Source organism: Nioella nitratireducens, assembly GCF_001879715.1.
In the GTDB taxonomy this organism is placed as follows: Bacteria; Pseudomonadota; Alphaproteobacteria; order Rhodobacterales; family Rhodobacteraceae; genus Nioella; species Nioella nitratireducens.
This window is the reverse complement of the sequence record NZ_MNBW01000006.1, coordinates 53291-66416: the sequence shown is the minus strand read 5'-3', so window position 1 is coordinate 66416 and position 13126 is coordinate 53291. Positions and strand designations below refer to the sequence as shown.

Genomic DNA, 13126 nt, shown 5'->3' with positions numbered 1-13126 from the left:
TTCGAATCGCGACGCATTCAACAGGACGACATGAGGGACCCCGATCCATGGCTGAACACACCCACAAGCACGGCGAAATGGACATTCACCAGCAGGAAGGAACCTTCAACGGCTTCGTGAAGTTTCTGACCAACGGGATCATCTTCTGCCTTCTGGTGGTGGTGATCCTGGCGCTGTTCTTCCAATAATGGTTCGGCGCGCGCTCCTTGCCCTTGGGCTTCTCCTCGGGCTTGCCGCCTGCGGGGCCGAACCGGTTTGGGCCCCGGATGAGGCCGTGGCGCGCGCCCGCTACGAACCCACAGGTGCGCCCACCATCACGCTCTATACGATGATCTCGAACCGCTCTGGCGCGGGGGGGCATTCGGCGCTGATGATTGACGGGGCGCAGCGTCTGCTGTTCGACCCGGCGGGAACCTGGCGCAACCCTGCTGCGCCCGAGCGCAACGACGTGTTCTTCGGCATGTCGCCGCAGCTTCTGGATTTCTACATCGACTACCACGCCCGCTCGACCTATCACGTGGTGGCGCAGCGGCTGGAGGTCACGCCCGAGGTCGCGGCACAACTGTCCCGCGCCGTGCAGGAATACGGCGCCGTGCCCAAGGCGCAATGCTCGCTGTCGATTTCCACGATCCTCAGCCAGGTGCCGGGCTGGGACGACGATTTCAGCCGGTCCTATTTCCCGGTTCGGACGATGGAAAACTTCGCCACGTTGGCGGGGGTTCAGACCCGAGAGATTTACGATGACGACTCGGACAACAATACCGAGATTCTGGCCCGTCAGGCCGCAACCGAACTGCGCCAGCAACGCGCAGCCCAAATCACCGGCGGCACCTGAGCCAAGGTCACGATCGTGAAATCCCGGCACCCTCGCCAATCGGCGGGGGTTTTCTTGTGCTGGAGTGTAGCGTCAGTCCTCCGAGCGGCCCCCGCCCTGTCTGTCTTGCGGAAAATGCCGGGCCAGCGGGAACGCCGGCAACCAAGCCTCGCGACGGAGCATCCAGTTTTCATAGGTCGGACGGAACCTGTCCGGTTCATCCAGCGCGCCCAGATGCAGCTCTACCTCATCATCGCTGCACGCAAAGACCGATGACCCGCAGCGCGGGCAGAAATGCCGCCCCTCGTAGGACTGTGTCGCGCCCGTGACCTGCACCGCGCCACCGGGAAACACCGCCGCCGCGTAGAACAGGGCGCCGTGATGCTTGCGACAATCAAGGCAATGGCACAGCCCCACCCGGTAGGGCCGCCCCGTTGCCACCACCCGCACATCGCCGCACAGGCACCCGCCCTCGACCTTGTCCATACCTCGCCCCTTCGCGCCACTTCGGCCCACAACAAGTCTGACTGGCGCAGGGGCGGTGTGGCAAGCGGGCAAAAAAATACCCCCGGGCCGGGCGGCGCGGGGGCGTCTTTTCGGGCAGCAAGCCACCCTTTGGTTCGCAAAGCCTGAAAGGTGCTTAGAGCATCCCTTCGCGCTGCGCTTTCTTCCGAGCCAGTTTGCGAGCACGGCGAATTGCTTCGGCCTTCTCACGCGCTTTTTTCTCGGACGGTTTTTCGTAATGCTGCTTGAGCTTCATCTCACGAAAAACACCCTCACGCTGCAGCTTTTTCTTCAGAGCCCGAAGGGCCTGATCGACATTGTTGTCACGAACGCTAACCTGCATGTGGTTTTCACCACCTTTCTAAGTTTGAGTTGCAAGAATTTGCAGGAGGTGGCGCTATAGCAAAGGCCCGGCTATATGTCCAGCATCCGCACAGCGTCCCGAAAGGAGACCCCGATGCAAGACCTGAAGGACCAAATCCTCGATGCTGCCCTGATCCATGTCGTCTTCGACGGCTGGTCAGATGCCACTCTGAAAGCCGCGGTTTGCGATACCGGCACCGATGAGGCCGCCGTGCGTGCGTTGTTCCCGCGCGGCCCGGTCGATCTGGCGGTGGCCTTTCACCGGCGGGGCGATGCGGCCATGGTGGCGGCCCTGACGCCCGAGGTTCTGGCGGGCCTGAAGATCCGCGAGAAAATCACCCATGCGATTCGCACCCGGCTGGAATTGATGGAGATGGACAAGGAAGCCGTGCGGCGCGGCACCACGCTCTTTGCCCTGCCGATCCATGCAGGCGACGGCGCGCGGGCGCTGTGGGAAACAGCCGACGCGATCTGGACAACGATTGGCGACACCTCGGACGATCACAACTGGTATACCAAGCGCATGACGCTGTCGGGTGTATATTCCTCGGTCGTGCTCTACTGGCTTGGTGATCATTCCGAGGGGCACGCGGCGACATGGGCCTTTCTCGATCGCCGGATCGAGGACGTGATGCGGTTCGAGAAATTCAAGGCACAGGTCAACAAGAGCCCGCTGCTGAAACCCCTGATGGCCGGGCCGAACTGGCTGCTCGGCCACATCAAACCGCCTCGCTCCGGCGCCATGGCCGACATGCCCGGACATTGGGGCACCCCGAAAAGGCAAGAGGATTTCTGAGTCATGACCGTTCCCGACACCATGCGCGCCGTGGAAATCAGCAAACCCGGCGGCCCCGAGGTTCTGCGCCCGGTCGAGGTGCCCGTGCCCATGCCCGGCGCGGGCCAGATCCTGATCGCGGTGGACTATGCCGGGGTGAACCGCCCCGACGCGTTGCAACGCGCGGGCATGTATGCCCCGCCGCCCGATGCCTCGCCCCTGCCGGGACTGGAGGCGGCGGGGACCGTCGCCGCCGTTGGGCCGGGCGTGTCACGCTGGCAGGTTGGCGACAAGGTGACGGCGCTGTTGCCCGGCGGTGGTTATGCCGACTACGTTCTGACCTTCGCCGATCATGCGCTGCCGGTGCCCGAGGGCATGGCGATGGACCGCGCCGCGGCGCTGTGCGAGACCTATTTCACCGTCTGGTCCAATGTCTTCATGCGCGGGGGCTTGCGCGCGGGCGAGCGGTTCCTCGTCCATGGCGGGTCCTCCGGTATCGGAACCACGGCGATCCAACTGGCGCGGGAATTCGGCGCACGGGTCTTTGCCACCGCGGGGTCCGCCGACAAATGCGCCGCCTGCGTCGATCTGGGCGCGGAGCGGGCGATCAACTACCGCGATGAGGACTTCGTCGAGGTGATGACATCCGAAGGTGGGGCCGACCTGATCCTCGACATGGTCGGCGGGCCCTATATTCCCCGCAACCTCGCGGCGCTGGCCGAGGACGGACGCCTGGTGCAGATCGCCTTCCTGCAAGGCCCCAAGGCCGAGGTGAATTTCGCGCCGCTGATGACGCGTCGGTTGACCATGACCGGCTCGACCCTGCGCCCCCAAAGTGTTGACGCCAAAGCGCGCATTGCCGCAGAGCTGGCGCAAAACGTCTGGCCCCTGTTGGAGGCTGGCAAACTTGGCCCGGTGATGGATTCCGAGTTCCCGCTGGAAGACGCCGCCAAGGCCCATGCCCGGATGGAAGGCTCGACCCATATCGGCAAGATCGTCCTGAAGGTGCGCTGACAGGTTTCGCCGCCAAAGGCGGCGACGCGGCCCCGACTCGCGGGGACCATGGCACGACACCCCGAGGAGACCCCATGCTGAGCATCCTGCGCCATCCCGTGTTTATCCGGCTTTTCGCCGCCCAAGGCGTGGCGCTGGTGGGCACCGGCCTGTTGACCGTCGCATTGGCACTGCTGGCCTATGACCTTGCGGGCGACCGGGCGGGGACGGTTCTGGGCACAGCGCTGACGATCAAGATGGTGGCCTATGTCGGGCTGTCGCCGCTGGCGGCGGCACTGTTTTCGCACCTGCCGCGCAAGGCGGTTCTGGTGGGGGCCGACCTGATCCGCGCCGCCGTGGCGCTGGCCCTGCCCTTCATCGACGCAATCTGGCAGGTCTATGTTCTGATCTTCGTGCTTCAGGCCGCCTCGGCCAGTTTCACCCCGGCCTTTCAGGCACTGATTCCCGACGTGCTGCCGAAGGAGCGGGATTATACCAACGCCCTGTCCCTGTCGCGGCTGGCTTATGATCTGGAAAACCTGCTCAGCCCGACGCTGGCCGGGCTGCTGCTGATGGTAATGAGCTATAACACGCTGTTCGTGGGGACGGTCGTCGGCTTTCTCGGCTCGGCCTTGCTGATCCTGTCGGCCCCGCTGCCGCCGCGCGCCACGACCCGGCAGCGCCGGTTCCGCGACCGCCTGACCCGTGGGGTGCAAATTTACCTTGCCACGCCGCGTCTGCGGGGATTGCTGGCGCTCAACATGGCGGTGTCGAGCGTCATCGCCTTCGTGCTGGTCGATACAGTGGTGCTGGTGCGAGGGCCGTTTGGCGGGGATGAGGGCGACGTGGCGCTGGCCATGGCCGCCTTCGGCCTTGGCTCGATGGCGGTGGCGATCGGGCTGCCGCGCCTGCTGGACCGCACCGGAGACCGGCCAGTGATGCTGGCGGGCGGAACCGGCTTGACGGTGCTCGGGCTGGCAACGGCGGCGGGCCTTTGGGCGCAGGTCGTCGGATGGTCCGGGATGCTGGCCCTTTGGGCCGGGTTCGGGGCGGTCAATGCCGCGGTGATGACGCCCTCTGGGCGGCTGTTGAAGCGGTCGGCCCACGAGGAGGATCGCGCAGCGCTCTTTACCGCGCAATTCGCACTGTCACATGCCTGCTGGCTGCTGGCCTACCCGGCTGCCGGGTGGTTCGGGCCCTGGCTGGGACTGGCAGGCACGCTGAGCGTGCTGGGGCTGACCGCCGGCGCCGCGACCCTCGCCGCGCGCCACCTGTGGCCCAGGGACAGCGCCGCCCCCCTGCCCCATACCCATCCCGACCTGCCCGCCGACCACCCGCACCTGCGCGCCCATGGCCTGGGCCGGGACCATGCGCATCCGGTAGTGATCGACGACGACCACCGGCACTGGCCGGTGGCCGGGTAAGGCGGGTTACATCGGAAGGATTTCGGCCACTTCGACCGACCCGCCATCCGCATGGACCGGGCAGCCCTCGGCCATGCGCGCGGCAGCGGCGTGGCTGTCGGCCTCGACGATGGAATAGCCGGCGACCGGGTTCGCACCGCCATCGTCAACCGTGCCCGATGCGCTGACGGTCTTGGATTTTCCCACGGGGGCGCCGCCATCAACCAGCGCGGCGCCGATCCCCTCCATCCAGGACATCCACGCGGCCATGGCCTGCTGTTGTGCGTCCTCGCCCTCTGGCGCCTTGGCGCCGTGATAAATGAACAGGTACTTTGCCATGGTATGTCTCCTTCAATGGTTGGTTGAAAAGATGGCATCGAGCCGTCGCAGGCAGGAGGTCCACCCCCCTGTCTGAGTCTGCACGGCGGCGTCATCGGGCAGATCGACATGCGACAGGCGAAAGAGAGTGCCGCCCTCTGGATGCGGTTCCACCGACAACGTGACATGGCTTTCCACGCCGCGCCGGTCGGCGTCGTCGTGCCAGGCCCATGTGAACCCCACGGAGCGCGGCGGGTCGACATGGGTCACCTGCCCGGTCATCTTGTACCGTCCCCCATCGGAGGCCACCAGAACCGAGCCCCATGGACCAAGCCGGGTAAAGTCGAGCCGGTCCGGCTCTACCATCATCCCCTCGTGTCCCCACCATTTCAGGATCAGCTCTGGCCGGGTCAACACCTCGAAGACCTTGTCGGGCGGGGCCGCGTAATGGCGCGTCAGGGTCAGCTCTGCCATGGATTACTCCGCCTGTAAGTCATCGAGAACGGTGGCCAGCCGGTCGAGGCTGCCCTCCCAGAATTCGCGCTTGGTCATGCTCCAGCGACCGATCGCCTGCACCGCTTCGGGCGCAACCGAATAGATCCGCCGCTGTGCGTCGACCTGTTGGTGGACCACCCCAGCCTGCCGCAGCACCTTGAGATGGCGCGAGACGGCGGGGGCCGAGATGTCGGCCACGTCGAGCAGGGCACCGGCGCTTTGCGGACCCTCGGTCATCAACCGGGTGACGATGGCGAACCGGGTCGGATCGCCAAGCGCGGCAAAGCAGGTTGCCAGATCTGTATCAGCGGCGGCATTCATATAAATAACTCAATAGTTAATTAACAATAGAGTCAACAAAATTCCAGCGCGCCGCAATCGGCTCTGTGCCGCATGGCCGCCGGCGGGGGTATTTGGACAAAGCAGACGGATCAGGCTTCGATCTCGGCCACGAGCGCAGGAAGGGCTGAAAGATCGGCGATCTCGTGGAACCGAGGGTGACCGATAGGCGCGTCGGCGTGTTCCAGCTCCCATGTCAGGCCATGGGGCACGTAGACGCCGAAGGCGCCCGCCTCGATCGCGGGCAGCACGTCGGATTTCATGGAATTGCCCACCATCAGCGCCCGCCCAGCCCCGTCACCGTGACGCGCGAAGGCCGCGGCATAGATGGCGGGCGTCTTGTGCGACACGATCTCGACTCCGTGGAACAGCTCCCCCAGCCCCGATTGCGCCAGCTTGCGTTCCTGATCCAGCAAGTCACCCTTGGTGATCAGCACGATCCGGTGGGTCGCGGCCAGCGCCTCGACCGCTTCCCGCGCGTGGGGCAGCAGGTGGACGGGGTGGCGCAGCATCTCTTGCCCCGCCGACAGGATCTCGGAAATGACCGGGGCGGGGACGCGTGAGTCTGTCACCTCGATCGCCGTTTCGATCATCGACAGCATGAAGCCCTTGATGCCAAAGCCGTAGTGACCGACATTGCGTGTCTCGGCCTGCAAAAGCCGCGTCATCAGGTTGTCGCGGTCGGTGTAATCGGCCAGCAGATCGGCGAACCGGTCCTGCGTGATGCGAAAGAAGGTCTCGTTTTGCCACAGGGTATCGTCAGCATCGAAACCGATTGTTTGCAATTTGATGACCATTCTTTCCCTTTCACCGGGCACGGGGTGACAATCGCCCCCTTTTCTGTCACGAGGCGCAGCTTATATACTCCCTTCTAACGAGACTCGGCGATATTGCGGAAGGCATGATGGCACTCGAAACCCCGACAATTCTGGCGGACAAGACTGCCCCCGGCGAGGGCAGCGATACGCTGACCCAGACCAAGCCCAAAACGCAGCGGCCGCCGATGTACAAGGTGTTGCTGCTGAACGACGATTATACGCCGATGGAATTCGTCGTGCACGTTCTGGAACGGTTCTTTGGCATCACCCATGGGCAGGCGGTCGAGATCATGCTGACCGTCCATAAAAAGGGTGTCGCGGTCGTGGGGGTGTTTTCCTACGAGATCGCGGAAACCAAGGTGGCGCAGGTAATGGATTTCGCCCGCCGCAACCAGCACCCCCTGCAATGCACCATGGAGAAAGAGGAGTAGGCCGTTGGCCTCGCTCTCGGGTCCATGACATTTGACCGCCTCCCCCTCGCGCTGGAAAACGGCGATTTGATCTGGCCGGAGTCTGGCCGCGTGCTGGTGTTGCGTGCGCGCGGCGACGGCGACTACGCCGCGCTTGGCGGCGAGCGTGTGCTGGCTGTTCAGGGCTTTGCCCCCGATCACGACCGGCTGGCGGCGCGGGGCGTCGCGGTTGATGTGGCCGCCGAGGGCGACTTTGCCGCCGCGCTGGTGCAGATCGTCAAAAGCAAGGCCGAGACCCTGTCTCTGGTGGCCGAGGCACTGGCCCATGTCGTTCCCGGCGGGATCGTCGCGGTCGACGGGCAAAAGGATGAGGGGATCGAGTCGATCCTGAAAGCGGTCAAGAAGCTGATGCCGGTCGATGGCACGCTGTCCAAAGCGCATGGCAAGCTCTTTTGGCTGACCCGGCCCCGGACTCTGCCCGAGGCGCTTATGGACTGGGTGGCCGAGACCGGCGAGACCGCAGACGGCTTCGTCACCGGGCCAGGCATGTTCTCGCCCGATGGGGCCGACCAAGGGTCCGAGGTGTTGCTGGCGCTGGTGCCGCAGCTTTCGGGCCGCGTGGCCGATCTGGGGGCGGGCTGGGGCTATCTCTCTGCCGTTCTGCTGGAGGAACAGCCGACCATCACCGCGATCGACCTGATCGAGGCGGAATTTGCGTCGCTGGAAGCGGCCCGCATGAACGTGACCGACCCGCGCGCGCGGTTTTTCTGGGCCGATGTAACCGGATTCGAACCCGAGCAGCGCTATGACGCCATCGTGTCGAACCCGCCGTTCCACGCGGGCCGCAGCGCCGACCCGGCGCTTGGACAGGCCTTTATCGCCGCTGCCGCGCGGATGTTGAAACCGACGGGTCAGTTCTTCATGGTCGCGAACCAGCATTTGCCTTATGAGACGACGCTGAAACAGCATTTCGGCACCGGCAAGCTGCTGGCCGAGATCGCTGGCTACAAACTGTATCAGGCCGGCAAACCCAAAGGGGCCCGGCGCGGCTGACCGATCACGGAGACACCCGCATGTCGCTATCCATCCAAGGCAAGACCGCTATCATCACTGGCGCCGCCAATGGCGTCGGTCTGGCGATTGCCCGCCATTTCATCGAACGCGGTGCCAACGTGATGTTCGCAGACCGCGACGAGGCCCGCCTTGCCGACGAGGTCGGCCATGCCGAGGACGAAAAGGGGCAGGCCCGGTATTTCGCCGGCGACCTGCGTGAAAAGCTGACGGTGGCGAACCTGCTGTCGGCCACCATCGACGCCTTCGACCGGGTCGACATCCTCGTCAACGCCTCGCGGCAGGTGGTCAGCTCCGATCCGCTCGACCCCTCCGACAGGACTGTCGAAGAGATGATGGAGCAGAACCTTTACACCGCCCTGCGGCTCAGTCAGGCGGTGGCCAAACGCATGATCGCACAGGCCGGGGACCGAGAGGAAACCACCGGCCCGATTGGCTCGATCGTGAACCTGTCGTCGATTGCCGCGCGCCGCACCCACCCCGACCTGCTGGCCTATTCGATCAGCGCCGCGGCGCTGGATCAGGCGACCCGCAGCCTTGCCGTGGGGCTGGCACCGCATCGCATCCGGGTGAACGGGGTGGCCTTCGGCTCGCTCATGTCCAACAGCCTGAAGGAAACGCTCAAGGACAACCGCGACCTGCGCGAAGAGATCAAGCACTGCACCCCCATGGGCCGCATCGCCTCGGCCCGCGAAATCAACGGGGCGGTGCAATTCCTGTGCTCGGACGGCGCCGCCTTCGTGACCGGCGAGGTCATTACCGTCGATGGCGGTCGCACCCTGCTGGACAGCGTCGGAACGGCCGCGCACTAATGCATGTCGTGCAAAAGCGGGAACCGGTTTTGCGCCCCTCGGACATGCGACATCACCAGGTCAGGGCAGATCGCGTGATTGCGACTGCATGTGCCCGGCTCTAACCCGCATATTGGCGACAACTGGGGTAGCTGCCGCCGGGGAAATGCACCCAGCCGTGCCGCCCCTGCCCCGCTGGCAATCCGGGTTGCACCTGCCGCCAGCCCGCGCCGAAGACCGTGACGAAGGCCCACTGCCCTTCGTCACGAAACCCGAAGGCAATGTCAGCCCCGGTCGGCAACACCCCAAGAATCGGCCCTTTGCCCGCTGGCGCCGCCAGCAAGGGCAGGTCGGGCCCCAGATAACCGATGCAGCCGCTTTCATCCGCGACCGGCACCGGCAACAGCCGGACGCCGCGCAGATAGGCAAGCGTGTCCTGATGCTCCAGCCGCCAACCGTTGGTGTCGATGTGGCAGCCCATCCCGCGCTCCAACGCGCGGATCTGCGCCACCGCCGCCGCATCGCGGGGCGACAGCCTGTCAGAGCCGGTGCAATCGGAATTGTCGAACAGCGCCCGCCCCAGTGGCGAGGAAAAACAATACCCCGCCCGGTCGAACATCAGGTTGCGGATGAACCACGGCAATTCGCAAGAGATCGTATCGGCCCGGGCAAGGGTGGGCAGGCACAGCAGCACAAAGGCAAAGGCGAAGCGGATCATGGCAATCTCCGGATCAGGCACAACGCAAGCCTAGCAGGGCTGCCGCACCGCGCCACCGATCACGTCAAGACCGTCGGCCCCGGCCCCTCCTTCCACGAAAAATGGCCCCCGAAGTCCCCTTCGAGAGCCATCCAATGTGCGTTTCAACGCGATCAGCGCTGTTCGTCTTCATCCTCGTCATCGCCACCCGACGGCAGGTTGAAGAAGCTGTCGGCATCGCTGACATCCTCTTCCTTTTCCTCTTCCTCGGGTTCGCTGAGCGAGAAGGTTTCCAGCCCCGAAATCGCGGTCGGCATCCGCGGCTCGGTATCCATCCCAAGGCTGGTTTCGGTCGAGACCAGCTTGCGACGCTCGTCGTCGTTCATCACACCGCCTTCGCGGGCGATCTTGGAGGCGGCCTTTTGCACGGCGGCATCCAGTTCCGACTGCTTGCACAGGCCAAGCGCCACCGGGTCGATCGGCTGCATGTTCGAGATGTTCCAGTGGGTCCGCTCGCGGATCGACTGGATGGTCGGCTTGGTGGTGCCCACCAGCTTGGCGATTTGGCCGTCGGTCAGCTCGGGGTGGAATTTCACCAGCCACAGGATCGAATTCGGCCGGTCCTGCCGTTTGGACAGCGGCGTGTAGCGCGGGCCACGGCGCTTTTCCTCGCCGACGGCGGCAGGGTTGAATTTCAGCTTCAGCTTGTGCGCCGGGTCTTTCTCGGCGGCGTCGATCTCGTCCTGCGTCAACTGGTTGTTGGCGACCGGATCGAAGCCCTTTACACCCGCAGCCACATCACCATCGGCAATGCCCTGAACCTCAAGCTCGTGCAGACCACAGAAATCGCCGATCTGCTTGAAGCTGAGCGTGGTGTTGTCGACCAACCAGACGGCGGTGGCTTTGGCCATGATCGGTTTGTTCATCTCGCAGGCTCCTTCGAAAAAGCACGTCTCCCTCGGCGCCGGAAATCGGCTCGCGGGGTCTGGCCCTCGCGCGTCCTCATTGTAAGGGAGGTTGCGGCGTATATAAGGGGATCGTTCAAAAAGGGGAAGGGCAAATGATGCGTGCGGTTCTGGTAGGCTTCTTGCTGCTGGCAACGGGCATGGCCCATGCCGACGGCGAACAGGCGGGCGACTTCGATTACTATGTGATGAGCCTGAGCTGGACACCCACCTGGTGCGCGCTGGAAGGCGACGACCGCGACTCGCCGCAATGCGATGCGGGGCAAGGGTTCGGCTTCACGCTGCACGGTCTCTGGCCGCAATACGAACGGGGCTGGCCCGCTTTCTGCCCCACGACCGAGCGCAATCCCTCCCGCCAGATGACGGGTGAGATGGCCGATATTTTCGGCACCTCCGGCCTCGCTTGGTACCAGTGGACCAAGCACGGCGTTTGCTCGGGCCTGTCTGCGTCCGACTACTACGCGACCGCGCGGCTGGCCTATGGCCGGGTCAATCGCCCCACCGTGCTGCGCCATCTGGACCGAGAGGTGCGCCTGCCCGCCGCGCTGGTCGAACAGGCATTCCTTGAGGCCAACCCAGAGCTTACCGCCGAGATGCTGACCGTCACCTGCGAGGCGGGCCGGGTGCAAGAGGTTCGCATCTGCCTGACCCGTGACCTTGAGCCGCGCGCCTGCGCCCCGGACACTGCCCGCGACTGCCCCCTGTCCGAGGCGCTCTTCTCGCCCATGCGGTGAGAAAACGCGCCCGGTTTTAGGAAAATCTTAAAGGTTTTCTGGTTCCTTGGGGATCAGGCGCCTACCGGGGCACGACCTGCCCCGGACCCAGCAATAGGGCATCTTTTCGGGATCTGCTGAAGACAGCCTTTGACACAGGCCAAGGCAGACCGGTCCCCCGCCGCCCGCATACATTGCGGCGCCGCAATCCTTGCACGTATCAGACTGCCATACCGCAGACCCGAGCCACCGCCGAGGGGCCTACCCCCCGGATTGCCAGCGGGAGAGCGCGTCTTCGTCCTCGTCGCGGGCCTCGACCCATGCCGCGCCGTCGGACGTGAGTTCCTTCTTCCAAAAGGGCGCGCGGGATTTCAGATAATCCATCAGGAATTCCGCCGCCGCAAAGGCATCGGCCCGGTGGCGCGACGCCGTGGCGACCATCATGATGGTCTCGCCCGGTCCCATCCGGCCATGGCGGTGCAGAATGAACGCATCGGCCAGCGACCAGCGGTCCATCGCCTCGTCCGCGATCTTTGCCAACGCCCTTTCGGTCATGCCCGGATAATGCTCGATCTCCATGGCGTTCAGGTCACCTGTAGCGACATCCCGAACGATCCCCGAAAAGCTGACCACCGCGCCCGCGTTGACCTGCCGCCCCGCAAAACGGTTCAGCATCGCGCCCATGTCGAAAGTTTCGGCCTGAACGATGATCTCGGGCATCTCAGCCCCCGGTCATGGGCGGGAAGAACGCCACCTCGCGCGCGCCGGCCAGCGGCGCGTCGAACGCCACCAGCTCCTGGTCCACGGCGGCGCGAATCGCGCCCGTGTCGGAAAAGGCAAAGGCATAGCCCTCGTCCCGCGCTTTCAGTTCCTCGATCAGATCGGCGACCGTGGCGGCCTCGGTCTCGACCGTTTCGTGCCCCGTGCCGACTCGTTCGCGCAGCCAGGCGAAATAACGCAGCTCAATCATGGGGGTCCTCTTTCAGATGCGGCATCGCCTTGACCAGATAGTCCACCCCCGTGGCCACGGTAAGGGCGGCGGCCAGCCACAACAGGACCAGCCCGGCGCGGTAGGCGATGATCGCCCCCTCACTCAGCAGGATCAGGTTGAACTCGTCCTCGATCTCGCCCGACATGATCTGCCGCACGATCTCGGGGCTCATGCCGATCACGTTCATGCCGAAATGATGCTCGAAGATACCGTAGGAAAACAGCACCGCGATGGCGATCATCTGGACTGTCGTCTTCCACTTGGCCAGCTTGGTCACCTGTAGCGACCCCGCCTTGTTGCCCAGAAATTCCCGCAGGCCCGAGACGAAAACCTCTCGAAACAGGATCGCGGCCACCGGCAGGATCAACAGCGTCGTGAACCCGTAAAGCCCCATCAGCGTCGCCAGGGCGATGATCACCATGGCCTTGTCGGCAATCGGGTCCAGCATGGCGCCAAAGCGGCTGTGCTGTTTCCATAGCCGCGCCAGATAGCCGTCAAGCCAATCGGTGACCGCTGCCGTGACGAACAGGATCAGGGCGGCCCAATCGGCAAAGGGACGCGGCAGGATCAGGAAGATGATCGCAACGCCTGGGGCCGCCGCAAGGCGCGCCACTGTCAGGATATTTGGCAAGGTCCATCGCATGGGCAAGCATTAGCGCGGTTGCC

At 64.6% G+C, this 13126-nt stretch carries 20 protein-coding genes; 9 read left to right on the top strand and 11 right to left on the bottom strand.

The genetic code is table 11. The features are described 5' to 3' along the window. Window positions 1-47 precede the first annotated feature (47 nt). Entirely contained in the window at window positions 48-188 is a 141-nt protein-coding gene (locus tag BKY27_RS07190; protein ID WP_071673780.1) for an aa3-type cytochrome c oxidase subunit IV, read from the top strand. After that, a complete protein-coding gene (locus BKY27_RS07185) occupies window positions 188-835 on the top strand; it encodes a hypothetical protein (protein WP_071673779.1) in 648 nt (215 codons plus the stop codon). Before BKY27_RS07190 ends, BKY27_RS07185 begins: the two co-directional genes overlap by 1 nt. Before the next feature lie 72 nt (window positions 836-907). Here the strand turns inward: BKY27_RS07185 and BKY27_RS07180 are convergent, their stop codons facing one another. Continuing rightward, the gene (locus BKY27_RS07180; RefSeq protein WP_071673778.1) at window positions 908-1300 is read right to left on the bottom strand and encodes a GFA family protein; all 393 of its coding nucleotides are present in this window, start codon (window positions 1298-1300) and stop codon (window positions 908-910) included. A gap of 154 nt (window positions 1301-1454) precedes the next feature. Next, window positions 1455-1661, bottom strand: a complete 207-nt coding sequence (gene rpsU, locus BKY27_RS07175) for a 30S ribosomal protein S21 (RefSeq protein WP_071673777.1) — start codon at window positions 1659-1661, stop codon at window positions 1455-1457. A gap of 114 nt (window positions 1662-1775) precedes the next feature. Here rpsU and BKY27_RS07170 point away from each other — a divergent pair, with 114 nt between their 5' ends. The 3 genes from BKY27_RS07170 (at window position 1776) to BKY27_RS07160 (ending at window position 4873) form a co-directional block, all read left to right on the top strand. After that, window positions 1776-2477: a COQ9 family protein gene (locus BKY27_RS07170; RefSeq protein WP_084667889.1), complete on the top strand. Its 702-nt coding sequence runs from the start codon at window positions 1776-1778 to the stop codon at window positions 2475-2477. Window positions 2478-2480: 3 nt separating this feature from the next. Next, window positions 2481-3470, top strand: coding sequence for an NAD(P)H-quinone oxidoreductase (locus BKY27_RS07165; RefSeq protein ID WP_071673775.1), 990 nt, complete (start codon window positions 2481-2483; stop codon window positions 3468-3470). Between the two features lie 74 nt (window positions 3471-3544). Next, window positions 3545-4873, top strand: a complete 1329-nt coding sequence (locus tag BKY27_RS07160; protein WP_071673774.1) for an MFS transporter — start codon at window positions 3545-3547, stop codon at window positions 4871-4873. A gap of 6 nt (window positions 4874-4879) precedes the next feature. Here the strand turns inward: BKY27_RS07160 and BKY27_RS07155 are convergent, their stop codons facing one another. From BKY27_RS07155 to BKY27_RS07140, 4 genes are all read right to left on the bottom strand, one after another. Next, window positions 4880-5191: a YciI family protein gene (locus tag BKY27_RS07155; RefSeq protein ID WP_071673773.1), complete on the bottom strand. Its 312-nt coding sequence runs from the start codon at window positions 5189-5191 to the stop codon at window positions 4880-4882. 12 nt (window positions 5192-5203) lie between these two features. Beyond that, entirely contained in the window at window positions 5204-5644 is a 441-nt protein-coding gene (locus BKY27_RS07150; protein ID WP_071673772.1) for an SRPBCC family protein, read from the bottom strand. 3 nt (window positions 5645-5647) lie between these two features. After that, window positions 5648-5986 carry an ArsR/SmtB family transcription factor gene (locus tag BKY27_RS07145; RefSeq protein ID WP_071673771.1) on the bottom strand — a complete coding sequence of 113 codons (339 nt, stop codon included), beginning with the start codon at window positions 5984-5986 and terminating at the stop codon, window positions 5648-5650. Between the two features lie 110 nt (window positions 5987-6096). Then, the gene (locus tag BKY27_RS07140; protein ID WP_071673770.1) at window positions 6097-6801 is read right to left on the bottom strand and encodes an HAD family hydrolase; all 705 of its coding nucleotides are present in this window, start codon (window positions 6799-6801) and stop codon (window positions 6097-6099) included. Between the two features lie 104 nt (window positions 6802-6905). Here BKY27_RS07140 and clpS point away from each other — a divergent pair, with 104 nt between their 5' ends. Genes clpS through BKY27_RS07125 form a run of 3 tightly spaced genes read left to right on the top strand, consistent with a single transcriptional unit; the run spans window position 6906 to window position 9115 of the window. Further along, on the top strand, window positions 6906-7253 hold the full coding sequence (gene clpS / locus BKY27_RS07135; protein ID WP_233491791.1) for an ATP-dependent Clp protease adapter ClpS: 348 nt from the start codon (window positions 6906-6908) through the stop codon (window positions 7251-7253). Between the two features lie 24 nt (window positions 7254-7277). Beyond that, window positions 7278-8285, top strand: a complete 1008-nt coding sequence (locus BKY27_RS07130; protein WP_071673769.1) for a class I SAM-dependent methyltransferase — start codon at window positions 7278-7280, stop codon at window positions 8283-8285. A 20-nt stretch (window positions 8286-8305) separates the two neighbouring features. Continuing rightward, on the top strand, window positions 8306-9115 hold the full coding sequence (locus BKY27_RS07125) for an SDR family NAD(P)-dependent oxidoreductase (protein WP_071673768.1): 810 nt from the start codon (window positions 8306-8308) through the stop codon (window positions 9113-9115). Between the two features lie 100 nt (window positions 9116-9215). On the opposite strand, the gene BKY27_RS07120 is transcribed toward BKY27_RS07125, so the two are convergent. Both BKY27_RS07120 and BKY27_RS07115 read right to left on the bottom strand, forming a co-directional pair. Beyond that, the gene (locus BKY27_RS07120; RefSeq protein WP_071673767.1) at window positions 9216-9812 is read right to left on the bottom strand and encodes a DUF4453 domain-containing protein; all 597 of its coding nucleotides are present in this window, start codon (window positions 9810-9812) and stop codon (window positions 9216-9218) included. Between the two features lie 152 nt (window positions 9813-9964). Beyond that, entirely contained in the window at window positions 9965-10717 is a 753-nt protein-coding gene (locus BKY27_RS07115) for a DUF1013 domain-containing protein (protein ID WP_071673766.1), read from the bottom strand. Between the two features lie 134 nt (window positions 10718-10851). Between BKY27_RS07115 and BKY27_RS07110 the strand changes: the two genes are divergently transcribed. After that, complete coding sequence (locus BKY27_RS07110; protein ID WP_084667888.1) at window positions 10852-11490, top strand: ribonuclease T2 family protein; 639 nt, start codon at window positions 10852-10854, stop codon at window positions 11488-11490. A 240-nt stretch (window positions 11491-11730) separates the two neighbouring features. Here BKY27_RS07110 and BKY27_RS07105 read toward each other — a convergent pair whose 3' ends face one another. The 3 genes from BKY27_RS07105 to pgsA are packed head-to-tail and all read right to left on the bottom strand — an operon-like array spanning window position 11731 to window position 13103. Further along, window positions 11731-12189, bottom strand: coding sequence for a molybdenum cofactor biosynthesis protein MoaE (locus tag BKY27_RS07105; protein ID WP_071673765.1), 459 nt, complete (start codon window positions 12187-12189; stop codon window positions 11731-11733). A gap of 1 nt (window position 12190) precedes the next feature. Beyond that, the gene (gene moaD / locus BKY27_RS07100; RefSeq protein ID WP_071673764.1) at window positions 12191-12439 is read right to left on the bottom strand and encodes a molybdopterin converting factor subunit 1; all 249 of its coding nucleotides are present in this window, start codon (window positions 12437-12439) and stop codon (window positions 12191-12193) included. Next, on the bottom strand, window positions 12432-13103 hold the full coding sequence (gene pgsA, locus BKY27_RS07095; protein WP_071673763.1) for a CDP-diacylglycerol--glycerol-3-phosphate 3-phosphatidyltransferase: 672 nt from the start codon (window positions 13101-13103) through the stop codon (window positions 12432-12434). The genes moaD and pgsA overlap by 8 nt, the downstream gene beginning before the upstream one ends. Window positions 13104-13126 lie beyond the last annotated feature (23 nt).